The following is a 24,214-nucleotide window of genomic DNA, read 5'->3' on the forward strand; positions in this document are numbered from 1 at the left end:
ATTGTAGTTTTTCGTACTAAGATATAAAGTTCGATGCGTTTTTTCTTCTCATTTACAGATGAAAGTCGCACTAACTTTAGCAATAGCAACAAAGTTTTAAAAAAATTTGTAAAAAGTGTAACGCATTTTATATAACTAGAATATTATTAAACCCTGCTAAGTCATTCGAGAGGAGGGGGTTGAATGTTAGGTATACAAGAGTATTTTTTATATAATGATGATTTGGCTTCAATTGTAAACGGCATTGATGAAGGGCTTAAAGAGCAGCTTGTAGCTGGATTATCAGGATCAGCTAGATCTTTATTTTTTGCTTCAATCTATAAAGATACAAATCGCCCGTTACTAATAGTGACACATAACCTCTTTCAAGCGCAGAAGATTTATGATGATTTACTAGGGTTGTTAAGTAGTGATCATGTATTTCTATACCCAGTGAATGAAACAATTGCGTCAGAGATAGGAACTGCTAGTCCAGAATTAAAAGGACAGCGTCTAGAGGTATTGGATTATTGGTGTTCATCAAAAAAAGGTATTGTCATAGCACCTGTTGCAGCTATAAAAAGGTTACTTCCCCCAAAAGAAGTTTGGGATAGCTATCAATTAAATTTCTCAGTAGGAAATGACATAGACATAGATCAATGCTTAAATAAAATTGTATTAATGGGTTACTCAAGAGCATCAATGGTTACAGCACCCGGAGAGTTCAGTGTTAGGGGTGGCATTATTGATATATACCCATTAACTGAAGAGTTTCCAATTAGAATAGAACTTTTTGATACTGAGATAGAGTCAATACGTACATTTGCAATTGATGATCAACGGTCATTGCAAAAGATAGAAAAAGTAACGATTGGTCCGTCAACTGAAATTCTAATAAGTAACGATAAAATCGATCACGTAATTAACTCAATAGAAGATAAACTTGGAGAAAGTTTGAAAAAAACAAAGGACAGTGATGTAAAAAAATTATTAGTGGAAAACATTACTGCTGAAATAGAACAATTAAAAAATGACCAACTTCCGAGTCAAGTATTTAAATATTTATCTCTTTTCTATGAAAAGCCTGCAAGTTTACTAGACTATGTACCTAATAACGGTCTTATTTTATTTGATGAAATGAGCCGTATCCAAGATATTACGACAACCTTAGATAAAGAAGAAGCTGAATGGTACACGAGCTTACTTTCCGAAGGTAAAATTATTCATGATTTACAGCTGTCTCATCATTTTTCTACTCTTATACAAAAGATAGACAAGCCGCTTATTTATTTTTCTTTGTTTTTAAGGCATGTTCAGCAAACAAGTCCACAAAATATTGTCAATATTACTTGTAAGCAAATGCAAAGCTTCTTTGGGCAAATGCATGTATTGAAAACCGAATTAGAAAGATGGAAAAAAGGAAATTATACTGTTGTAGTTTTGGCTCCGAATGAAGAAAGACAGAAGAAGATACAACATGTTCTTGAAGATTATGATTTGAATTTTGCTACAACTGATAGCAATGACAAAATAATAACAGGTACAAATCAAATTGTTATTGGGGATTTAAACACAGGTTTTGATTTGCCTTTACAAAAGCTAGTAGTTATTACTGAGGAAGAATTGTTTAAAAATAGGACGAAAAAAACGAAACCGAGACAGAAGCTATCCAATGCAGAAAGAATTAAGAGCTACTCAGAATTAAAGGTTGGCGATTATGTTGTTCACATTAATCACGGTATCGGTAAGTATATTGGAATTGAGACGCTAGAAATCAATGGTATACACAAAGATTATCTTCATATTGAGTATCAAGGTAGTGACAAGCTATACGTTCCTGTCGAACAAATAAATCAAGTGCAAAAATACGTTGGCTCAGAAGGAAAAGATCCAAAAGTGTATAAGCTTGGCGGAACAGAGTGGAAACGGGTTAAGAAAAAGGTTGAGTCCTCAGTACAAGATATTGCTGATGACTTAATTAAGCTATATGCAGAGCGAGAAGCGAGTAAAGGGTATAGCTATAGCCCTGATGGTGATATGCAGCGAGAGTTTGAGTCGGCTTTCCCATATGAAGAAACAGTAGATCAACTACGTTCAATTGGGGAAATTAAAAAAGACATGGAAAAAGAGCGCCCTATGGATCGGTTATTATGTGGTGATGTAGGGTACGGGAAGACAGAAGTAGCAATCAGAGCAGCATTTAAAGCAATTGTTGATGAAAAGCAGGTTGCTATCCTTGTGCCGACAACGATTTTAGCCCAGCAGCATTACGAAACTATTCAAGAAAGATTTCAAGATTATCCAATTAATATAGGTTTACTTAGCCGATTTAGATCTCGTAAGCAACAACTCGAAACAATTAAAGGCTTAAAAGATGGAACGATTGATTTAGTTGTAGGTACTCATCGAGTGTTGTCTAAAGATATTTCATTTCGTGATTTAGGGATGTTAATCATTGATGAAGAGCAACGGTTCGGTGTAACACATAAAGAGAAGATTAAGCAAATGAAAGCTAATATTGATGTATTAACTTTAACAGCAACACCTATTCCTAGAACGTTACATATGTCCATGTTAGGCGTCAGGGATTTGTCTGTAATTGAAACACCACCTGAGAATAGATTTCCAGTGCAAACTTATGTAGTTGAATATAATGGTGCACTCATTAGAGAGGCCATTGAAAGAGAACTATCTAGAGGTGGCCAAATATACTTTCTTTATAACCGTGTTGAAGATATTGAACGCAAAGCCGAGGAAATCTCTATGCTCGTTCCAGATGCACGAGTTGCGTATGCACATGGAAAAATGACTGAAAACGAGCTGGAATCTGTCATACTTAATTTCTTAGAAGGTGAAATCGATGTCCTTGTTAGTACAACCATCATTGAAACAGGTGTTGATATACCAAATGTTAATACGTTAATTGTATTTGACGCAGATAAAATGGGCTTATCACAATTGTATCAGCTTAGAGGAAGGGTCGGTCGTTCGAACCGTGTAGCTTATTCATATTTTACACATCGTAAAGACAAAGTCTTATCAGAAGTTGCTGAAAAAAGATTGCAAGCAATAAAAGAGTTTACAGAGCTAGGCTCTGGTTTTAAAATTGCCATGCGTGACTTGTCAATAAGAGGAGCAGGGAACTTGTTAGGGTCGCAACAACATGGATTTATTGACACTGTTGGATTTGATTTATATTCCCAAATGCTGAAAGAGGCAATTGACGCAAGAAGAGGAAATGAACCAACTGCAACAGATCCAGATATAGAAATAGACGTAGAGGTTGATGCATATATCCCTGACCAATACGTTTCTGATGGTCGACAAAAAATAGACATGTATAAACGCTTTAGAGCTATTACTACACTAGATGATTTAGAAGATCTTCAAGAGGACATGACAGACCGTTTTGGGGAATACCCAGATGAAGTATCTTATTTATTTCAAATTGCTGAAATTAAAGTTTACGCAATACAACAAAAGATACTATCAATTAAACAGGTGAAACATGAAGTAACAATATTATTTAGTGAAGAGCAGAGTGGTAATGTTGAGGTTCAAAGGTTAGTTCAGCTTACACAACAATATGGGCGATTGATTGGGTTAGGTATGGAAGGCAAACAATTAAAAGTTGTTTTCCACACAAAAGGTATTCCTGCTCAGCAATGGTTAGCATCAATGTACGATTTCCTAAAAAAACTGGCTGACGTTAAGGAAGAGCAATTAAAAACTGTATAAATAGGTTTATTTGTAATATTAATTGGCGATACTGTATGTTTGTTTTTATTTTGAAAAATTATGCTTTCTTTATGTATAGTTCTTTGTTTGAAGAGGATACTAATGTCAACAATGGTGATTTATACATGGACAACACTTTAATCACCATCATTTAATCATCAGATGAAAGTGAGGCATCTTTAGATGAAAGCAACTGGAATTGTTCGTCGAATTGATGATTTAGGCCGAGTGGTAATCCCTAAAGAAATACGGAGGACATTACGAATTAGAGAAGGTGACCCGCTAGAAATTTTTGTTGACCGCGATGGAGAAGTGATTTTAAAAAAATATTCTCCTATAAGCGAATTAGGTAACTTCGCTAAAGAGTATGCAGAGGCTTTATTTGACAGTTTAGGACATAATGTATTAATATGTGATCGAGATGTGTTTATAGCAGTAGCGGGAGGCTCCAAAAAGGACTATATTAATAAAAGTATTAGCAGGATGATTGAGAAATCTATGGAGGATCGTAATACTGTACTTAATACCGAAGAAAAAGAAATATCCTTTATAAGTGACCAAGAAGAACCATTGTCATCTTATGCTATAGGTCCAATCATTGCAAATGGAGATCCAATTGGAGCAGTTATAATTTTTTCAAAAGATACAGTGATTGGGGAAGTTGAGCAAAAAGCTGTTGATACAGCAGCAGGTTTTTTAGCAAGACAAATGGAACAATAAAACAAACAAAAGGCGGCAAACATGCGGCCTTTTCTTATTTATTGGCTGTTGTGTTAAGCACTAACAAATAACCGCGTTTATAAATCTTTTCTTCTTCTTTTTAACAACAAAAAGTAAGAAAAGAGGCTATTTAGATGATGAATTTTTACGCTTCAAGCCCCTATCCTCTCGAGATTGCTTCTCGTTTTAATTAAAGTACCTTCATGTGATATGCTCTCATTGCTCTCAATATCATTGAAGCAGTGAAAGTAAAGCATGACTTTCTTCAATTTTTTTCTTGAAGGGGTGAGTTGGTGAACATCCATTCCGATTTGCAAAAAAAATTTTTTTTGCAAGGAACAGTTATATTATCTATTGCAGGTATCGTTACTAAGCTACTTAGTGCGGGATATCGGATACCTTTCCAAAATATTGTTGGAGATATCGGGTTTTATATATATCAGCAAATATACCCATTTTATGGAGTGTTTTTAACGTTATCAACCTATGGGTATCCAGTTATAATTTCTAAGCTACTAATAATTTCATTTGAACAGCAAGATTATAAAAGAGTTAAAAAAGTTGTTGTGGTCTCCTTTTTATCCTTACTTGTTGCAGGAATCGTTTTTTGTAGTGTGTTATATTTTTTTGCTAATAAGATAGCGATTATTATGGGTGACCCGGAATTAACTATATTGATTAAAGTAATTGCTTTTTCATTTTTATTAATGCCATTTATCTCAGTATTAAGAGGTTATTTTCAAGGACAGAAGAATATGGTTCCAACCGCTGTTTCACAAATGGTTGAACAATTTATTAGAGTCATAACTATTCTAATATTTTCTATTCTCCTCGTATCACATGGGTATGGCATGTATGCTACCGGTGCTGGAGCACTTTTCGGATCGATCACAGGTGGATTAACAGCAATTGTAATTTTGTTAATATATTATAAGCAAAATAATCTAATACATACAGAACGCCCGTTAATATTTAATAAAAAGGAAAATAAAGAAATAATTAGGGTGTTATTTACGCAAGGGGGACTTATTTGTATTAGTGGGATGATCCTTATCCTCTTTCAATTAGTGGACTCATTTACGTTATACTCATTATTAATCTCAAGTGATATGAGTGACGTTATCGCTAAAGGTGCAAAAGGAGTCTATGATCGTGGATGGCCACTTATTCAATTAGGAACTGTTGTATCAACATCAATCTCGCTATCTTTAATTCCAATCATTTCTAGTGCATATATTCGTCATAATTTACAATCTATTAAAGAGAAGGTTAATTTATCAATCAGAATTAGCATTGTTGCTGGTGTAGGCGCATCAGTTGGGTTAGCTTTTATTATTGAACCGACAAATATTATGCTTTTTCAAAATAATCAAGGGACAGATGTGTTAAGGATACAAGGTTTTACTATACTCTTTAGTTCACTTATCTTAACAACTTCATCTATTTTTCAAGGTATGAACAATTACATAATTCCTGCAATTAGTGTTGTCGTAGCGTTAATTTTAAAAGGGCTGTTAAATGTTCTACTTGTTCCTATTTTAGGAACAAAAGGGGCTGCATTTGCAACTATCATTTCACTATTGATAACTGTGTTATTTCAGTATTATTTATTGTATAGGAAATTCCGAGGGTCTATATGCAGAATCAAGGATGTTGTCAAGATACTAGAAGCAGCCATAGTAATGGGCATAGGTTTATATGTATATATTCATTTTACAAATCTATTGTTGGTATTTATTAATAATCGGCTTTTTTCGGCTTTGCAAGCAATTACTGCTGTAATGATCGGTATCATATTATTTCTCTTCGTCATTATTAAAAGACAAGTTTTTACCCAAAGTGAGTTGTCAATCATTCCTTATGGAAATAAGCTAGCCTATTTTAATAGAGCAAATAAGAAGTTAGGTGATTAATAATGAAGAAAATAACTGTAATAGGTTTAGGAGCTGGCGATTTAGAGCAATTACCTCTAGGAGTTTATCGATTGTTACAAAGGGCTGATCATATTTATATACGAACAAATGAGCACCCAGTCGTACAGGATCTTATGAAAGAAGGACTACATTTTAATTCTTTTGATAATGTATATGAAAAATACGATCAATTTGAAGAAGTATACGAAGAGATAGTAAATGTCTTAATTTCCGAAGCGCTGCATAAAGAGATATTATATGCTGTACCTGGTCATCCATTTGTGGCTGAGAGAACAGTTCAACTATTAGTGGACAAGTGTAGTAAGTATGGTATTGAAATTAATATTGCTGGAGGGCAAAGTTTTCTTGATTCAACATTCACATCATTGCAAATTGATCCGATTGAAGGGTTTCAGTTTCTAGATGCAACGTCACTACAAAGGCAACAAATTCAATATAATCAACATATTATTATATGCCAAATGTATGATCAATTTATTGCATCTGAGGTGAAGCTAACACTTATGGAGGATTTGCCTGATGATTATGAAGTAATGATCCTTACAGCTATTGGTAGCGAGGCTGAAGAAGTAAGAAAAGTACCATTATATGAATTGGATCGTCAGTCTACCATAAGTAATTTAACAAGTTTATATGTACCTCCTGTAAATGATGAGAAATTGCTTTATCATACATTTTCTTCATTACGTTCTGTTATAGCAATTCTTCGTGGGCCAGATGGTTGTCCATGGGATAAAAAGCAAACGCATCAATCATTAAAGAAATATATTCTTGAAGAAGCATATGAGCTTGTAGATGCGATTGACAATGATGATGTTTGGAATACAATTGAAGAGCTCGGAGATGTACTTCTACAAGTTATGTTACATGCTCAAATTGGAGATGATGACGGATTATTTAACATTGATGATGTGGTTAGAAGTATAACAGAAAAAATGATTCGACGTCATCCACATGTTTTTGCAGGGGAAAGAGTAGTTGATAGTGATGAAGTAGTCTATAATTGGGAACAAATTAAGCAAGATGAAAAAAAGGGAATGAAACACTCTGCATCATTACTTGAGGAGGTCCCAAAGAGCTTACCGGGCTTATTAAGAGCTTATAAATACCAAAAAAAAGCAGCTCAGGTAGGGTTCGATTGGGATGATGTTAGTCCGATGTGGGATAAAGTGAGGGAAGAAATAGAGGAGTTTCAAGTTGAGGCAACCAATCACAACCAAAAGAATATGCTTACTGAGTTTGGTGATATTCTTTTTGCTCTTGTAAATATATCTCGTTATTATAAAATTGATCCGGAAGAAGCGATAACAAGTGCAAATAATAAATTTTATAAGCGGTTCCGTTTTATTGAAAACACTGTGAGAGATGAGGGGAAAGAGATTGAATCCTTATCTTTAGAACAATTAGATGAAATTTGGACATCTGCAAAGAAAAAAGGATTATAATGAGAACACTAGGGCTAGGTAAATACGCTTACCCTTCATGTGGTTTTGATAACGAGTATTTATGTTATAAGCTATCGACTTAAAAAAACATATACGAAATCTATGATATATGAAAGAAGTGAAAAATATGAGACTAGATAAATTTCTTAAAGTTTCTCGCTTAATTAAAAGGAGAACACTAGCAAAAGAGGTTGCTGACAAAGGAAGAATTTCGATAAATGGTATCCAAGCAAAAGCAAGTTCAACTCTTAAAGTGGGGGATGAACTAACCATTCAATTTGGTCAAAAAGTTGTAACGGTAAAGGTAGAAAAACTTGTTGAGACAAGTCGTAAAGAAGAAGCTAATGACTTATACTCGATTGTAAAGGAAGAGAGAAAAGAGGAGCAAAGCTGAAAAAATTTACCGTTGACCAACTTAATGAACATACATTGAGCAACTGGTTGCGTAAGTTTTATAGGCTTGTTCTAAAATGATTGTCCCTAACATACATTGATATAAATGTTTGCTATGAAGCATGTCTTCAGCATAAAAGCGAGGGATGATCATGGATCAATATTATGAAGGTAGCTCAAATCAAAAAGGAACGATTAAAGAGCACGACTTAGTAATGAGAGGACGAAGAATTCTTGACATAACAGGTGTCAAACAGGTTGAAAGCTTCGATAATGAAGAATTTTTATTAGAAACTGTGATGGGATTTTTAGCTGTTCGTGGCCAAAATCTCCAAATGAAAAACCTAGATGTTGATAAAGGGATTGTCTCGATTAAAGGGAAAATATTCGATATTGTATATTTAGATGAACAATATGGGGAGAAGGCTAAAGGTTTTTTTAGCAAGTTGTTCAAATGAGTTTAACGACTCAATTTTATACAATGATGTCTATGATTGGTATTGGGAGCTTTTTAGGAGCAGCTCTCGATACTTATGGACGCTTCTTACAGCGGTCGTACCGAGCAACATGGTTAGTTTTTATAAATGATATTATGTTTTGGTGTATGCAAGGCTTTATTATATTTTATGTTTTGTTACTCGTTAATGAAGGTGAACTAAGGTTTTATATCTTTATTGCTATTTTATGTGGTTATGCTGCCTATCGTAGTCTTTTTCAATCGTTATTTTTGAGATTGCTGGAATTTGTAATTAAATTAGTAATTTCGACATATCAAATTGTAAAAAAGCTCGTTCACTATATTATCATAAAGCCAATTCAAATATTGTATCATTTTATTGCTATACTAGTTATAGGGCTTTTAAACGTATGCTATACGACTATTCGTTTTTTGGTAAAAGTACTTATTTATTTTGTACAAGTATTGTTTATCCCAGTGAAAAAGCTAGTAAAGTTTGTGTTTCAACTACTCCCTAGCTCTTGGAGAAAGTTTTGTGTAGTTTTTTTAAAAAAACTTGCAGGATATTTTAAAAAAATAAAGAATGTACAACATATCATAATAAAATGGTGGAAATCAATCCTAAGTTTTTTAAGGAGGAAGTTTTAGAGATGAGTGCGTTACGAAAGCAGAAGAAAGTTATAGAGCTGCAAACGTCATACTCTAGTCAGCATGAGAATAATCAACAGGTATTAACTAATAAGCGTCGCGGTTTAATGAGACGGTTAGCGGCTTTGTCATGTCTAGCTGTAGTTGCCGCCTTTTTTATTAGTTCTACACTCATCTCTCAATCGAAAATAATTGAAGAAAAGAACGTTGAAAAACAAAAACTGGAATATGAGTTAGCTGATTTGAAAAAAGAGCAATTGTATTTAGAAGGTGAAATTGTTAAGCTTAACGATGATGAGTATATAGGAAAAATTGCTCGGAGAGATTTTTTTCTATCACAAGAAGGCGAAGTTTTATTTAATACATCTGAGTGAAGTTGGTTAGTCTTGTTGACACTCAATTTTTAAATTATGTATAATAAAAAAAAATGATTTTTTTATTTTTTAAGGAGGAACACTTTTTTTATGTCGATTGAAGTAGGCAGCAAGTTACAAGGAAAAGTAACAGGTATTACAAATTTTGGTGCGTTCGTGGAGCTGCCAGAAGGCTCAACAGGTTTAGTACACATAAGCGAAGTTGCTGACAATTATGTGAAAGATATTAATGAACATCTAAAGGTTGGCGACGAAGTTGAAGTGAAGGTAATAAATGTTGAGAAAGATGGTAAAATTGGCTTATCAATTAAAAAAGCAAAGGAGTCACCGCGACCTCCTCGTAAAGGCAGTAATCGCCCTCCAAGGGATTTCCGTCCAAAAGAGAATTTTGAGCAGAAGATGGCCCGTTTCCTAAAAGAAAGTGAAGACCGATTATCATCTTTAAAACGGAACACAGAGTCAAAACGAGGTGGACGAGGAGCACGAAGAGGATAACTTGCTGCTGATCATTTTATAGTGCGTATTCAAAAAGGATATAGAAGAATGAGGCAGTATACCTTGCATTTTTAGAAGAGCTATTTTACTGATAACTAATAAAGATACTATGTTTCGAATTGTTAACGTAGAAACATACGATACGTATGTGTCCCGCAAAATAGTGGGAAACCCCCTAACAATCGCAAGTGGTATCTTATTCAAGTTTAGACAGTCATTTCTTCTTACTTTTTGAGCAGCCTCTTACAGATAGCCTGGCAGGTAACATGTACATCAAGCACCCACGGGTGCTTTTTTGTTACGCTCTCTTCGTAAACTTTGTTGCTATTGAGACCAATTTAGGACAACAACAAATAAATTTATACAAAACGAAAAGCAACAACATATGCGAAAACAGCCTAAGATTTCTTAGTAAACTTTGTTGCTATTGTTATTATATTTGGCTCTTTAACTTCTAGTTGACGTCATTCGTAATTTCTTAATAAATGATATGAAATGAGTTTTTAATGTAATTAAGGTATTGACTAAATTGTTATTCCTTAGTATCATATTCTTTGTCGTATTATGGCGGTGTAGCTCAGCTGGCTAGAGCGTACGGTTCATACCCGTGAGGTCGGGGGTTCGATCCCCTCCGCCGCTATTTATAAAATGTCATTTTATCATTTTTTTTGGCCCGTTGGTCAAGTGGTTAAGACACCGCCCTTTCACGGCGGTAACACGGGTTCGAATCCCGTACGGGTCATCGTAAAAGTCAGTTCTTTGATGAACTGGCTTTTTTTATTAGCTTATTTGCGTCAACTTTGTCGCATGAAGTTTATGTGATTGGCATTGTTTTAAAGAGCCAAGATGTGAACAGCTCTAGTTGAATTGTGTTCAATAAAAAAACAAATCCAATTTAACGTTGAAAAGATAATGATGGGATAAATTATCTGAATATTCGATATTATTGTTGCTGGTTTTTAAAAAATAGGATTAAATTCTTCAGATTATGTATGCTTATTGTATGTTATTAAGAATTGAGTCGAACACTTTTTTATATCTCCATGTTGTTTTGACAAAAAATATTCTGGCTTAGAAGTATAATAACAACCAACTATAAAAAAGTTGGGGAGTGAATAAGTATGGAAAAGACTGAACGGAATGTCATTGAACCTATTACGAACGTGAATTTCAAAAGTACAAAGCTATCGTTTGACAGCTGGATTCAAAAGAACAAGCAAAAACTATTAAAAATAATAATAAACAGAGGGGTTCTTATTGTTTTTATAGGCTTTTTACTTGGACGAGCATTAATATTAGCTGAAGTTACACCATTCGCATTACCATTTTTTGCTGCCGTATATGTCATTCAAAAAAATAGAATCTGGTTAGCCCTGCTAGCATTACTTGTAGGTGGAATTAGTTTATCTTTTCAAACTTCCATATTCATTCTTTCATCAATAGTATTATTTCTATTTTTAAATAACATAACGAGAAGGTTTAGTAAAGATACACTAAAAGTAGTTCCATTCCTCGTGTTCTTATCCTTATGTATGTCCAAGCTCTCAATCTTGTATTTTATAAACAACGAAATTGATCTGTATAATTTGATGTTGGTTGGTGTTGAGTCAGGTCTAGGTTTTATACTAACGTTAATATTTCTACAAAGTGTTACGTTAGTTGCTTTTCGAAAACGAAAACAAACTTTAAAAACGGAAGAAATTATATCCTTAATTATATTATTGGCTTCTATCATGACAGGTTTGATTGGTTGGTCTATATATGACTTATCAATTGAATATATTGCTTCAAGGTATTTTGTTCTTCTACTTGCATGTGCTGCAGGTGCCACGATTGGAACGACAGTTGGTGTGGTTACCGGGTTAATATTAAGCCTTGCAAACATCGGAAGTCTATTTCAGATGAGCTTGCTTGCATTTTCTGGATTACTTGGAGGTTTACTAAAAGATGGCCGGAAAATAGGCGTATCAGTTGGACTTCTCATTGGTACTCTTTTATTAGGAATGTATAATGATGCTAATCAGCTTCAAATAAGTGTTATTGAATCTTTATTAGCCATTTTTATATTTCTATTAACTCCTCAATCACTCATTTCGCAAATCGCAAAATATATACCAGGAACAATCGAAAATATGTCTGAGCAACAACAGTATTTACAAAAAGTAAGAGATGTCACTGCAAGTCGTGTATCCCAATTTTCATCAGTTTTTCAAGCTTTATCTAGTAGTTTCGAAAATTACAATCAATCAGCTAATCATATGGATGAGGAAGTTGAAGTTGATTATGTTTTAAGTAATGTCACTTTGAGGACATGCCAATTGTGCTATAAAAAAGATCAATGTTGGACGAACAATCTTAATAAAACATATGATTATTTGAAGAATATTATGCATGAATATGAGCAATCCACATTGGAAGAGAATTATCATTTACAACGTGAGTGGAATAAGCATTGTATAAAACCAGATAAGGTTATAAATGTAATTAAGGATGAGTTGACATTATATTACGCCAATCAGAAGTTAAAAGAACAAATTAGAGAAAGTAGGAAGCTGGTTGCTGAACAGTTGTTAGGCGTATCCCAAGTGATGGGGGACTTTGCTAACGAGATTAAACGTGAAAGAGATAACCATCATGTGCAGGAGGAGCAAATACTAGATGCTGTGCAAGGTTTCGGGGTAGAGATAGGTCATGTCGAAATTTATAGTTTAGAACAAGGGAATATCGACATAGAAATGAGCATTCCATTTTGCAATGGGCGAGGGGAGAGCGAAAAGTTAATTGCACCTATGCTTTCTGATATTTTAAAGGAGACGATCATTGTTACAAAGGAGGAATGTGCAGCTTACCCTAATGGCTATTGCCAGGCAACATTTGGATCAGCAAAGACATACAAAGTTGATACAGGTGTTGCTCATGCAGCGAAAGGCGGAGGGTTAATATCCGGTGATAGTTACTCGACGATTGAATTAGGAGCAGGGAAATTTGCAATTGCAATTAGTGATGGAATGGGAAATGGCCAGAGAGCCCATTATGAAAGTAATGAGACTCTGGAGTTATTACAAAAAATTCTAAAGTCGGGGATAGAAGAAAAAGTAGCGATTAAATCTGTAAACTCTGTTCTTTCTTTAAGAACAACGGATGAGATATTCTCAACCCTAGACCTAGCCATGATTGATTTACAAGATGCGAGTGCAAAGTTTTTAAAAATTGGGTCATCACCTAGCTTTATTAAAAGAGGAGAGAAAGTTATTAGTATTTGTGCTAGTAACTTACCTATGGGAATTATTCAAGACTTTGAGGTAGATGTTGTTAGCGAGCAATTGAAAGCAGGAGATTTATTAATAATGATGAGTGACGGAATTTTTGAAGGTCCAAAGCATGTAGAAAATTACGATATTTGGATGAAGCGAAAAATAAAAGATTTACAAACGAAAGATCCTCAACATGTCGCAGATTTAATTATGGAGGAAGTGATCCGTACTCGTTCAGGAAACATTGACGATGATATGACGATCGTAGTTGCAAAGGTTGATCATAACACTCCTAAATGGGCTGCAATACCTGCTCATATGTATGAAAAGAAAGCGCAGTAAAGGTACGAAGTATAAAAACTTTTTATTCAGTCGAAGATGGTAATAACCATTTGAGGAGGGAATAAAAGGTGGATAAAGGTACTTTAAAACAAATATTACTTATTACTGATGGGTGCTCAAATCATGGAGAAGATCCTGTGGCTATGGCAACACTTGCTAAAGAGCAGGGGGTGACAGTTAACGTTATTGGCGTAATGGAAGAGGATAAAATAGATAATCGTGGACTTGCGGAGATAGAAGGCATTTCAATGGCAGGAGGTGGGGTTAGCGAGGTCGTCTATACTAGGCAATTGTCACATACTGTACAAATGGTAACTAGAAAAGCAATGACACAAACATTACAAGGAGTGGTAAACAAAGAATTACAGCACATACTTGGTTCCGGAACTTCAATGGAAGACTTATCACCTGAAAAACGTGGAGAAGTGATGGAGGTGGTGGATGAACTAGGAGAAACTGCTGAGTTAGAAGTTCTTATTCTTGTAGATACGAGCGCTAGTATGAAGCATAAATTACCAACCGTGAAAGAAGCATTGTTGGATTTATCGATTAGTTTAAATGCACGTATTGGCTCGAATCGCTTTTCAGTGTTATCATTTCCAGGCAAAAAGAAAGATGTCGAGAAAGTCCTGGATTGGAATCCACATTTAGATTCATTAACTAAAATATTTCCTAAGTTAACATCAGGAGGAATGACACCTACAGGGCCTGCCATTAGAGAGGCATTGACTTATTTTAAAAAGAAACGATCGTTAAGGAGCTTTATTTCTCGAGATGAACAACCTTTCGAAGAAACAGGCATGTAGTGTACCAGTTGGAACGGTCATTGTCGGTAAGTGGCATAAAAATAAATATAAGATTAAAAGTTTACTTGGTAAAGGTGCTACGGGATCAGTTTATTTATCAGAAAGTCCTACCGGTTTAGTCGCTGTTAAGATTAGTGATAGTAGCATGTCAATATCATCAGAAGTTAATGTACTTAAACATTTTTTGAAGGTCCAGAGGTCATACTTGGGACCTTCTTTGCTAGATGTTGACGATTGGGAGCGTCGTGGCTTTGACTCTCCTACAGCTTTTTATGTAATGGAATATATAAAAGGAGAGGCATTATTACAATTTATTAAGAGGCGTGGTAATGAATGGATTGGCATATTATGTTTACAATTGTTAGCTGAACTTGACATACTTCATCGTGAAGGATGGGTCTTTGGCGATCTAAAGCCAGATAACCTGTTAGTGACAGCTCCTCCTCCGAAAATAAGGTTACTAGATGTGGGGGGGACGACACTAATAGGGAGATCCATAAAAGAATTTACTGAGTTTTTTGACCGTGGTTATTGGGGAAAGGGTTCTAGAAAAGCTGAACCATCGTATGATTTGTTTGCAGTAGCGATGATCATTATAAATATAGCCTATCCAAACAGATTTTCTAGAAGTAGGAATGGAGGGGATCAACTTAAGAATGCTATAACATCAAATGTATTATTAAGGAAGTATTCAACTGTTTTAGAAAATGCAATAGAAGGGAAATATAGTAGTGCGTCTAATATGAGGAAGGACCTATTACTTGTAATGAATCAGCAATATGTTTCCAATAAGCAAACCACGACCAATCAATCAACTAAGAGTAGCTCAATAAATAATAGAAGGAAAGGCGGAAAAAGGAGTAAGAAAAAGAGCTTTTTAGAATTTACATTATTATTTCTAGTAATAATTGTTGTCTATTGGCTATACATATATAGTCAGTTATTATGAATATGAGTTGCTAGACATCTTTTTTGCAGAAACTTATATAATCATGTACGATAAGGGGACAAGATTCTGTAGAACGAAGAGTAGTAGAGGGTTGAATTGCGGATGATAAATAAGCTAAATGATTTTATTAAACGTCATGAGTTAATTACAGAAAATTCAACGATCATTGTAGGTGTATCAGGAGGACCTGATTCCTTGGCGCTTCTTCACTTGCTTATTGGAATGAAAAGGAACCTCGGTTTAAGGTTAGTTGTAGCTCATGTTGATCATATGTTTCGTGGTAAGCAGTCCGAGAATGAGATGCGTTTTGTTGAACAACATTGTAGCTCACTAGGAATTATTTGTGAAGCAAAACAAATAAATGTGAGTGACTATAAACAAAAAAAGAAAATAAGTACCCAAGTAGCTGCGAGAGAATGCAGGTATCGTTTTTTTTCATCAATGATGAAAAAATATGAAGCTCAATATTTAGCTCTTGGTCATCATGGAGATGATCAAGTTGAGACTGTTTTAATGAAGCTGGTAAGGGGAAGTACAGGGATAGGCTATGCAGGTATTCCAATAAAGAGGCCGTTTAGTATTGGTCATATTATTCGCCCCCTATTAAGCTTAAGTAGGGAAGAAATTGAACATTATTGTCAAAGCATTGGGTTAGAGCCCCGTCGAGATCCAAGTAACGATAAGGATGATTACACCCGTAATCGGATTCGACATCATGTACTACCTTATTTAAAACGAGAAAATGAACGAGTACATGAAAGAGTTCAACAATTTAGTGAGATGATGATAGAGGATCAAAATTATTTAAAGGAATTAACAGAAAATGAATTGAATAAAGTAGTGAAGAAGAAAGACAATACTATTATTATTAGTAGAGAGTCTTATCTTAAGTTACCTATTCCTTTACAAAGGAGAGGGATTCAACTAATATTAAAATATCTTTATCAGGAGGTTCCACCTTCTCTTTCCTCAATACATATTAACGACTTTCTAACAGCCCTGAATAATGATCATCCATCAGGAACATTACATTATCCAATGGGTTTAAAAGTTGTTAAATCCTATGATGATTTTATCTTTACATATGATGAAAGAGCAATAAAAGCATATAATTACGTTCATGAGGTTCCTAGTCAAATTGAATTGCCTAATGGTGACCTAATACTTAGTGAAATCATTGAGCAATTACCGAATGGATTAAATGGGAACCATTCAATTGTCATTGACATAAACAGTGTCGAGTTACCGCTAGTTATTCGAACGAGGAAACCTGGCGATAAGATGACATTAAAAGGAACTGGCGGGACAAAAAAGATTAAAGATATTTTTATTGATCAAAAAATTCCTTTATATGAAAGGGATGAGTGGCCTGTTGTTGAGGACAGAAATGGAAGAATCATTTGGTTACCCGGCTTAAAAAAGTCTTCTTTTGAGACTGAATTTAATGGAAATAAACAATATATTTTATTACAGTTTAAGAAGCATTGATCTTCTAGGAGGAAAGTAGTCATGAATCATGATATTCAAAAAGTATTAGTTACAGAAAAAGAAATTCAAGAAAAAGTAAAGGAATTAGGTGAAGTTCTAACAAAAGATTATCAAGAGAAATTCCCATTAGCTATCGGCGTGTTAAAAGGTGCAATGCCTTTTATGGCTGACTTATTAAAAAGAGTTGACACATACCTTGAAATGGACTTTATGGACGTTTCTAGCTATGGTACATCAAGAGTATCATCTGGAGAGGTAAAAATATTAAAGGATTTAGACACATCTGTAGAAGGACGAGATATCTTAATTATCGAAGACATTATCGATAGTGGCTTAACTTTAAGCTATCTAGTGGAATTATTTCGTTATCGCAAGGCCAAATCAATTAAAATTGTTACGCTATTAGATAAACCTTCTGGACGCAAGTCTGATGTAGAAGCAGATTATGTAGGCTTTATTGTACCTGATGAATTTGTTGTAGGTTATGGCTTAGATTACCTTGAGAAATATCGCAATTTGCCATACATAGGGGTCCTTAAACCTGAAGTATATACGGAATCATAAATAATATTTTTAAAAAGCAAAATAATAACAGTAAATTAATTGTATTGGTATGTTTTTCTATGATACTATTGAGTATAGTTTTTTTACCGTGGGAGGAGGTAAGGAATGAATCGGATTTTTCGTAATACTATATTTTATTTATTAATTTTTCTAGTTGTTATTGGTATAGTTGGTGTTTTCAATAATACTAATCAAACAACTGAGGAAATGTCATATGATGTATTCATAGCTAATTTAGAGGACAATAATGTTAAATCTCTTGCAATACAACCTGCACGAGGGGTATATGAGATTAAAGGTCAATTAAGATCTTATGAGAGTGAAGAGCAGTATTTTATTACATACACACCAACACCTTTTTCAGAGGCAATGTTACAACGGATTGATACAATTGCAGCAGAAAATAGTGTAGTCGATTTTGTTCCAGCAAAAGAAACAAGTGGATGGGTTACGTTTTTCACTTCAATCATTCCATTTGTGATCATCATTATTTTATTTTTCTTCTTACTGAACCAAGCTCAAGGCGGTGGAAGCCGTGTAATGAACTTTGGTAAGAGTAAAGCTAAACTTTATAATGAAGAAAAGAAAAAAGCAAAATTCAAAGATGTTGCTGGTGCTGATGAAGAGAAACAAGAGTTAGTTGAAGTTGTTGAGTTTTTGAAGGACCCTAGAAAATTTGCAGAACTAGGCGCTCGCATCCCAAAAGGTGTTTTACTAGTCGGCCCTCCGGGTACAGGTAAAACATTATTAGCTAGGGCTGTTGCCGGAGAAGCTGGCGTACCTTTCTTCTCCATAAGTGGTTCTGATTTTGTTGAAATGTTTGTTGGTGTCGGTGCGTCTCGTGTTCGTGACTTATTTGAAAATGCGAAGAAAAATGCTCCTTGTATCATTTTTATTGATGAGATCGATGCCGTAGGACGTCAACGTGGTGCAGGCCTTGGTGGAGGTCATGACGAGCGTGAACAAACATTAAACCAATTGCTAGTTGAGATGGATGGCTTTGGTGCGAATGAAGGAATTATTATTATAGCGGCAACAAACCGCCCAGATATTTTGGATCCTGCATTACTTCGCCCAGGTCGCTTTGACCGTCAGATTACTGTCGATCGACCAGATGTTAATGGAAGAGAAGCAGTGTTAAAAGTACACGCACGCAATAAACCGCTAGCGGATTCTATTGATTTAAAAGCAATCGCTATGCGTACTCCTGGTTTTTCAGGTGCTGATTTAGAGAACTTATTAAATGAAGCTGCTTTAGTAGCGGCAAGACGCGATAAAAAGAAAATTGATATGCTCGATATGGATGAGGCTACAGACCGTGTAATTGCTGGACCGGCTAAAAAGAGCCGTGTCATCTCTGAAAAGGAACGGAAAATTGTTGCTTACCATGAAGCTGGACATACAATTATCGGTGTTGTACTGGATGAAGCAGATGTCGTACATAAAGTGACGATTGTTCCTAGAGGTCAAGCCGGTGGTTATGCAGTAATGCTACCAAAAGAAGATCGCTACTTTATGACTAAGCCTGAGCTGCTGGATAAAATTACTGGCTTATTAGGTGGACGTGTTGCTGAGGAGATCATTTTCGGTGAAGTGAGTACGGGTGCTCATAACGACTTCCAACGAGCAACTGGTATTGCAAGAAAAATGGTAACAGAATATGGTATGAGTGATAAGCTGGGGCCATTACAATTTGGTCAGGCTCAAGGTGGTCAAGTGTTCTTAGGTCGCGACCTTCATAACGAGCAAAACTATAGTGATGCCATTGCACATGACATTGATATAGAGATACAAAGGTTTATTAAAGAAAGTTATGAGAAAGCTAAAGGCATTTTGACAGAAAACCGTGACAAGCTCGAACTAGTAGCAAAAACCTTACTTGAGGTTGAAACACTTGATGCTGAACAAATCAAGTATTTAATAGACAATGGAAGATTACCTGATCGTATTGAAGAGAGCAGTTCGGATGATGTGAAAGTAAACATTAGCTCTAAAAAAGAAGAAACTCCATCTGATGATCAAGATCAACAAGATTAATTTAGCTTTTTGATCGATAATTAGTATGGATGAAGGATTAAGAAGATGTCTCGGTTTTTCGAGGCATCTTTTTTGAAGGCTCTTTTCGTAAAATTTGTTGCATTTATCAAAATTATGACACTAAAGTCTTGTATAATCATCTTCATATTATAGAAGAAAAGATGCCACGAAACTATTGTTGTATCCGTGTTATATCTTATAATGAAAAGTAACAATCATTGGAAAACGGCCTTTTTGAATATGCTTTGGCTCTTCTGTTGCTGGACAAATCCGATTCGTATGCTAGCATAAGCTGACACCATGCGCTTTTGTAACCATTTGTGGTATGATGAGGAATATGTTGTTATTTTTATGTAGTGATAGTTTGGAATAACAGTTATTTTGATAAAAGTGGTGATGAAATGATTTTTGTCTTAGATGTCGGGAATACTAATACCGTTTTAGGTGTTTATGAACAAAATGAGCTTAAATATCATTGGCGGATTGAAACGAGTAGAAATAAAACTGAAGATGAATATGGCATGATTATCAAAGCGTTATTTAAGCACGTAGATTTAGATTTTTCAAATATTGACGGCATCATTATTTCTTCTGTCGTTCCACCAATTATGTTTGCATTGGAAAGAATGTGTCACAAGTATTTTAATATAAATCCGCTAATCGTTGGCCCAGGAATAAAAACAGGTTTAAATATAAAAATAGATAACCCAAGAGAAGTAGGGGCAGATCGAATCGTAAATGCAGTAGCGGGAATGCATTTATATGGTAGTCCACTTATCATTGTCGATTTTGGTACTGCAACAACTTATTGTTACATTAATGAGCAGAAACAATATATGGGTGGGGCTATAGCTCCTGGAATTGCAATTTCAACGGAGGCGCTATATTCCAAAGCAGCTAAGTTACCTAGAATAGAAATTGCGCATACAGATCATGTTATTGGGAAGAACACGGTATCTGCAATGCAATCTGGAATATTGTACGGGTATGTTGGTCAAGTAGAAGGAATTGTAAAGAAAATAAAAGCTCAAGCAAATGTTTTACCAACGGTTATCGCTACAGGTGGACTTGCATCATTAATTGCTGATGAGTCAACTGTTATAGATATTGTCGATCCGTTCTTAACGTTAAAAGGTTTACAACTGATTTATCAAAAGAATCAAGATTCTTATAAAAACTAATGATGTTTTATCATACTTAATGAATCAATTATTATATAGTTGCATCATGTGAAAGGGGTATTAACAACCATGTCAGATTATCTAGTAAAAGCCTTAGCTTATGATGGGCAAGTCAGAATATATTCAGTAAAGACAACAGAAACTGTCGGAGAAGCCCAGCGTCGTCAATATACATGGCCGACAGCCTCAGCCGCATTAGGAAGAACAATGACTGCGGGCGTAATGATGAGTGCGATGTTAAAAGGTGACGAAAAAATTACCATTAAAGTAGATGCTGGTGGGCCAATTGGAGCAATTATCGTGGATAGCAATGCATATGGAGAAGTGAGAGGGTATGTATCCAATCCACAAACACACTTCGATCTAAATGAACATGGCAAGCTAGATGTGGCAAGAGCCGTAGGGACAAATGGTTTTTTAACAGTGGTGAAAGATATAGGGTTGCGTGAGAATTTTACTGGTTCAGTTCCGATTGTTTCTGGAGAGTTAGGTGAAGACTTTACATATTATTTTGTAACATCTGAGCAAACCCCATCATCTGTTGGAGTAGGTGTTCTAGTTAACCCTGATAATTCTATTCTTGCTGCAGGTGGGTTTATTATACAACTCATGCCTGGCACAGATGAGGATACGATCGCTGCAATAGAAGATAGGTTAAAAACAATAGAGCCTATATCTAAATTAATTGAAAAAGGGTTATCCCCTGAGCAAATTATATATGAACTAATAGATAAAGAACATGTGAAGATATTAGACAAACAACCAGTAACTTTTAAATGTAACTGTACAAAAGAAAGGTTTGCAAATGCAATTATTAGTTTAGGTCCTAACGAAATAGAAGAAATCATTGTGGAGGAAGGCCAAGCTGAAGCGCAATGCCATTTTTGTAATCAAAAGTATTTGTTTTCAAAAGAAGAACTTGAGGCTCTTAAAAAAGAAGCGATGTAATTGAGTAAGACTCTTTCTAAATAAAGGTTGGTAGGTTTTAAATATGGCTCTTTTCGTGAAATGTTGTTGTTAATAATACGAAATAAGACAGTACATTGAAGGTTTGTATGAATCCGTGTTTATTAGTATGAATAACAACAATCATTGCAAAAGCTGCATAAACAATTGTCGTATTCTTTTTAATAATAGCATCACGGTAACTTTGTTATAGCATAGTAAAATATTTTATTGTGGGACTAACATCATTTACAGATGATAAGATGTTACGAACATTTGTTGTATACGTGTTTAATTCATAGAACGATAAACAAAAGGTAGATGTCTCGAAAGTTAGCTATATGGATGTCTTGTCTTGTTGTAAAAAACCATAATGAATACGAAAATAACCTTTAGCAAAATGGAGTGGGTTAACATTGAGTAAAAAAGCGTTATGGATACTTGTTTTTGGCCTTGTAATTGTAAACTGTTTTACTATCTTCATTTTGATTGGTGACAAGCAAGATGTGGTTGATGTTACAAAGCCTGTTAATTTCAATGAAAAGATTATACAAACAGGAACAGAAGAAGTTATTGCATCTGTAGGAAATGAAGATATCTATAGACAACAGTGGCTCAATGAGTTAGAAGCTGAATATGGAAAAGCAACTTTACAAAATATGATCGATAGAAAAGTAATTGAACTATTAGCTGAAAAATATAATATACAAACAGATGAGGAGTCCGTTGAGAGAGAGTTAAAGATGATAAAAAGATATTCCTCACTTGCTAATGATGATTGGGATGACGAGAAATGGAGAGAACAAATCCGTTTCAGCATGTTGCTCGAACAACTACTAACAAAAGATGCAAACGTTCAAGAAGACGAAATAAGAGACTTTTATGAAAAAAACAAAGAATTATATGATATAGAAACAAAGTATCATCTATCACATATCGTTGTAAAAACAAGGGCAGAGGCAGAACAAGTCAATAATGAATTAACAGAGGGGTCGAGCTTTGATGTGCTAGCCATGGAGAAATCTGTTGATGCATTTACCGCTAATTCTGGAGGGGAACTAGGTGTCCTTTCATCTAATAGTAAATTAGTACCTAAAGAGTATTTTGAAACTGCTGAACAATTAAAACAACATGAATGGAGTCAGCCGATAAAAGTAGAAGGTGGTTTTGCAGTCGTTCTTTTACATGAGAAAATAGACGGAATTAACTACACCTTTGAAAGTATGAAGGACCAAATAAGAAGGCAAATAGCACTTGAACAAATGGATGGCCCAATATCTGCACAACCATTTTGGGGTGAGGCAGAAGTATCCTGGTTTTATGGTAAAGATGCAAATAAATAAATCTTTTTAAATGAGACTTGAAAATAATTGACAATTTCTATAATTTCGAGTACATTTATTGTATACAAAACAAATCAAAATACTCGGAATTAAGAGGTGATAAAATGAAAATTGTTAATTCTGTTAATGAGTTAATAGGCCAAACACCAATTGTAAAGTTAAACCGCCTTGTCGAAGACAATTCTGCTGAAGTATATTTAAAGTTAGAATTTATGAATCCTGGGAGTAGTGTAAAGGATAGAATTGCTTTAGCAATGATTGAAGCAGCGGAAAAGGAAGGGTTACTAAAACAAGGTGATACAATCGTTGAACCAACAAGTGGTAATACAGGAATTGGTTTAGCGATGGTTGCAGCAGCCAAAGGCTATAAAGCAATCTTAGTAATGCCAGAAACAATGAGTTTAGAAAGAAGAAATTTACTAAAAGCTTACGGTGCAGAAATCGTGTTAACTCCTGGTAGTGAGGGGATGGGCGGAGCGATACGTAAGGCTGATGAATTACGTGAAGATCACGGATACTTTATGCCACAGCAATTTAAAAATGAGGCGAACCCTGAAGTTCATAAGCTAACTACAGGAGTAGAAATAGTTGAACAAATGGGTGATCAATTAGATGCATTTGTTTCAGGGATAGGAACTGGCGGAACAATTACTGGAGCGGGTTCAGTATTAAAAGATAAATATCCAAATGTAAAAATTGTGGCTGTTGAACCATCAGATTCACCTGTTTTATCTGGAGGTAAACCAGGACCGCATAAAATTCAAGGTATCGGTGCAGGGTTCGTACCAGATATTTTAAATACGGATGTGTATGACGATATTTTGAAGATTACTACTGAAGAAGCATTTGAATATGCACGTCGTGCTGCTAAAGAGGAAGGTATTCTAGGTGGGATATCGTCGGGTGCAGCAATATGTGCGGCATTAAAAGTAGCGAAGCAGCTAGGCAAAGGAAAAAAAGTGTTAGCAATTATCCCAAGTAATGGTGAGAGATATTTAAGTACACCACTTTATCAATTTGAAGAATAGAACTTCATAAGAAATAATTTATAAAAAAACAGCCCCTAACGGAGCTGTTTTTTTATGTTGTTTTCGGATTAAGGAGTGTTTTATTTTAAGACAT

At 34.9% G+C, this 24,214-nt stretch carries 19 protein-coding genes and 2 tRNA genes; all 21 read left to right on the forward strand.

Annotation, left to right across the window (positions count from 1 at the left end; all coding sequences use genetic code 11):
- Positions 1–183: 183 nt before the first annotated feature.
- Positions 184–3,717, forward strand: a complete 3,534-nt coding sequence (gene mfd, locus SLH48_RS20250; RefSeq protein WP_320259597.1) for a transcription-repair coupling factor — start codon at positions 184–186, stop codon at positions 3,715–3,717.
- A gap of 183 nt (positions 3,718–3,900) precedes the next feature.
- Positions 3,901–4,437, forward strand: coding sequence for a stage V sporulation protein T (gene spoVT / locus SLH48_RS20255; protein ID WP_320259598.1), 537 nt, complete (start codon positions 3,901–3,903; stop codon positions 4,435–4,437).
- 293 nt (positions 4,438–4,730) lie between these two features.
- On the forward strand, positions 4,731–6,350 hold the full coding sequence (locus SLH48_RS20260; RefSeq protein ID WP_320259599.1) for a polysaccharide biosynthesis protein: 1,620 nt from the start codon (positions 4,731–4,733) through the stop codon (positions 6,348–6,350).
- Entirely contained in the window at positions 6,350–7,816 is a 1,467-nt protein-coding gene (gene mazG / locus SLH48_RS20265; RefSeq protein WP_320259615.1) for a nucleoside triphosphate pyrophosphohydrolase, read from the forward strand. The genes SLH48_RS20260 and mazG overlap by 1 nt, the downstream gene beginning before the upstream one ends.
- 127 nt (positions 7,817–7,943) lie before the next feature.
- Positions 7,944–8,210: an RNA-binding S4 domain-containing protein gene (locus tag SLH48_RS20270; protein ID WP_214484113.1), complete on the forward strand. Its 267-nt coding sequence runs from the start codon at positions 7,944–7,946 to the stop codon at positions 8,208–8,210.
- A gap of 151 nt (positions 8,211–8,361) precedes the next feature.
- Positions 8,362–8,667 (forward strand): sporulation protein YabP, encoded by a 306-nt coding sequence (yabP, locus tag SLH48_RS20275; protein WP_214484075.1) that lies wholly within the window; start codon positions 8,362–8,364, stop codon positions 8,665–8,667.
- A complete protein-coding gene (gene yabQ / locus SLH48_RS20280; RefSeq protein WP_320259600.1) occupies positions 8,664–9,314 on the forward strand; it encodes a spore cortex biosynthesis protein YabQ in 651 nt (216 codons plus the stop codon). Before yabP ends, yabQ begins: the two co-directional genes overlap by 4 nt.
- A 2-nt stretch (positions 9,315–9,316) precedes the next feature.
- Positions 9,317–9,688: an FtsB family cell division protein gene (locus SLH48_RS20285; RefSeq protein WP_214484073.1), complete on the forward strand. Its 372-nt coding sequence runs from the start codon at positions 9,317–9,319 to the stop codon at positions 9,686–9,688.
- Positions 9,689–9,778: 90 nt separating this feature from the next.
- Positions 9,779–10,183 carry a S1 domain-containing RNA-binding protein gene (locus SLH48_RS20290; protein ID WP_214484072.1) on the forward strand — a complete coding sequence of 135 codons (405 nt, stop codon included), beginning with the start codon at positions 9,779–9,781 and terminating at the stop codon, positions 10,181–10,183.
- A gap of 566 nt (positions 10,184–10,749) precedes the next feature.
- Positions 10,750–10,823, forward strand: a tRNA-Met gene (locus SLH48_RS20295).
- A gap of 30 nt (positions 10,824–10,853) precedes the next feature.
- A tRNA-Glu gene (locus tag SLH48_RS20300) sits at positions 10,854–10,925 on the forward strand.
- 379 nt (positions 10,926–11,304) lie between these two features.
- Positions 11,305–13,779: a stage II sporulation protein E gene (gene spoIIE, locus SLH48_RS20305; RefSeq protein ID WP_320259601.1), complete on the forward strand. Its 2,475-nt coding sequence runs from the start codon at positions 11,305–11,307 to the stop codon at positions 13,777–13,779.
- A gap of 68 nt (positions 13,780–13,847) precedes the next feature.
- Positions 13,848–14,585, forward strand: coding sequence for a vWA domain-containing protein (locus SLH48_RS20310; RefSeq protein WP_320259603.1), 738 nt, complete (start codon positions 13,848–13,850; stop codon positions 14,583–14,585).
- A complete protein-coding gene (locus tag SLH48_RS20315; RefSeq protein ID WP_320259604.1) occupies positions 14,554–15,534 on the forward strand; it encodes a protein kinase domain-containing protein in 981 nt (326 codons plus the stop codon). The genes SLH48_RS20310 and SLH48_RS20315 overlap by 32 nt, the downstream gene beginning before the upstream one ends.
- Positions 15,535–15,636: 102 nt before the next feature.
- The gene (gene tilS, locus SLH48_RS20320; protein ID WP_320259605.1) at positions 15,637–17,022 is read left to right on the forward strand and encodes a tRNA lysidine(34) synthetase TilS; all 1,386 of its coding nucleotides are present in this window, start codon (positions 15,637–15,639) and stop codon (positions 17,020–17,022) included.
- Positions 17,023–17,043: 21 nt separating this feature from the next.
- On the forward strand, positions 17,044–17,586 hold the full coding sequence (hpt, locus tag SLH48_RS20325; protein WP_320211149.1) for a hypoxanthine phosphoribosyltransferase: 543 nt from the start codon (positions 17,044–17,046) through the stop codon (positions 17,584–17,586).
- 105 nt (positions 17,587–17,691) lie between these two features.
- The gene (gene ftsH, locus SLH48_RS20330; protein ID WP_320259606.1) at positions 17,692–19,623 is read left to right on the forward strand and encodes an ATP-dependent zinc metalloprotease FtsH; all 1,932 of its coding nucleotides are present in this window, start codon (positions 17,692–17,694) and stop codon (positions 19,621–19,623) included.
- A 401-nt stretch (positions 19,624–20,024) separates the two neighbouring features.
- Entirely contained in the window at positions 20,025–20,804 is a 780-nt protein-coding gene (locus tag SLH48_RS20335; protein ID WP_214484111.1) for a type III pantothenate kinase, read from the forward strand.
- Between the two features lie 69 nt (positions 20,805–20,873).
- A complete protein-coding gene (gene hslO / locus SLH48_RS20340) occupies positions 20,874–21,752 on the forward strand; it encodes an Hsp33 family molecular chaperone HslO (protein ID WP_320259607.1) in 879 nt (292 codons plus the stop codon).
- Positions 21,753–22,165: 413 nt separating this feature from the next.
- Positions 22,166–23,092, forward strand: coding sequence for a peptidyl-prolyl cis-trans isomerase (locus tag SLH48_RS20345; RefSeq protein WP_320259608.1), 927 nt, complete (start codon positions 22,166–22,168; stop codon positions 23,090–23,092).
- A 104-nt stretch (positions 23,093–23,196) separates the two neighbouring features.
- Positions 23,197–24,120 (forward strand): cysteine synthase A, encoded by a 924-nt coding sequence (cysK, locus tag SLH48_RS20350; protein WP_320259609.1) that lies wholly within the window; start codon positions 23,197–23,199, stop codon positions 24,118–24,120.
- The last annotated feature ends 94 nt before the right edge of the window (positions 24,121–24,214 follow it).

The organism is Cytobacillus sp. IB215316, assembly GCF_033963865.1.
Taxonomy (GTDB): domain Bacteria; phylum Bacillota; class Bacilli; order Bacillales; family SM2101; genus Nanhaiella; species Nanhaiella sioensis.